Origin of the sequence: Burkholderia sp. A2, from assembly GCF_001729305.1 — a bacterium.
GTDB lineage: Bacteria > Pseudomonadota > Gammaproteobacteria > Burkholderiales > Burkholderiaceae > Burkholderia > Burkholderia sola.
Genome location: NZ_LZXX01000045.1, coordinates 1 through 880 on the forward strand (window position 1 = coordinate 1; position 880 = coordinate 880).

Consider the following 880-nt stretch of genomic DNA (forward strand, 5'->3'; position numbering starts at 1 on the left):
CGCGCGACGCAGGGCAAGGGCCTGATGCCCGACGCGACGTCGCGCTTCTCGCTCGACGGCAAGCCGCTGTTCCACTACATGGGGACGTCGACGTTCTCGAACTACATCGTCGTGCCGGAAATCGCGGTCGCGAAGGTGCGCGAGGACGCGCCGTTCGACAAGATCTGCTACATCGGCTGCGGCGTGACGACGGGCGTCGGCGCGGTCGTGTACTCGGCGAAGGTCGAGGCCGGTGCGAACGTGGTCGTGTTCGGCCTCGGCGGGATCGGCCTGAACGTGATCCAGGGCGCGAAGATGGTCGGCGCGGACAAGATCATCGGCGTCGACATCAACCCGAAGCGCGTCGAGCTCGCGAAGAAGTTCGGGATGACGCACTTCATCAACCCGAACGAAGTCGAGAACGTCGTCGACCACATCGTGCAGCTGACCGACGGCGGCGCCGACTACTCGTTCGAATGCGTCGGCAACGTGAAGCTGATGCGCCAGGCGCTCGAATGCACGCACAAGGGCTGGGGCCAGTCGTTCATCATCGGCGTGGCGGCAGCGGGCGAGGAGATCAGCACGCGTCCGTTCCAGCTGGTGACGGGCCGCGAGTGGAAGGGTTCCGCGTTCGGCGGTGCGCGCGGGCGTACCGACGTGCCGAAGATCGTCGACTGGTACATGGAAGGCAAGATCAACATCGACGACCTGATCACGCACACGCTGCCGCTCGAGCGGATCAACGAAGGCTTCGACCTGATGAAGGCCGGCGAGTCGATCCGTTCGGTCGTGCTGTACTGATCGAGAGGGCGCGACCATGCTCGAACTCGTTTCAGCGCACGCATGCCACGGCGGCGAGCAGCGTTTCTACCGTCACGATTCGGCGGCCATCGGCCTGCCG

At 65.1% G+C, this 880-nt stretch carries 1 protein-coding gene; it reads left to right on the forward strand.

Annotation, left to right across the window (positions count from 1 at the left end; genetic code table 11):
- The coding region (locus tag A9Z05_RS03575; protein WP_069616896.1) for a zinc-binding dehydrogenase at positions 1-780 on the forward strand (780 nt) is incomplete at its 5' end.
- Between the last annotated feature and the right edge of the window lie 100 nt (positions 781-880).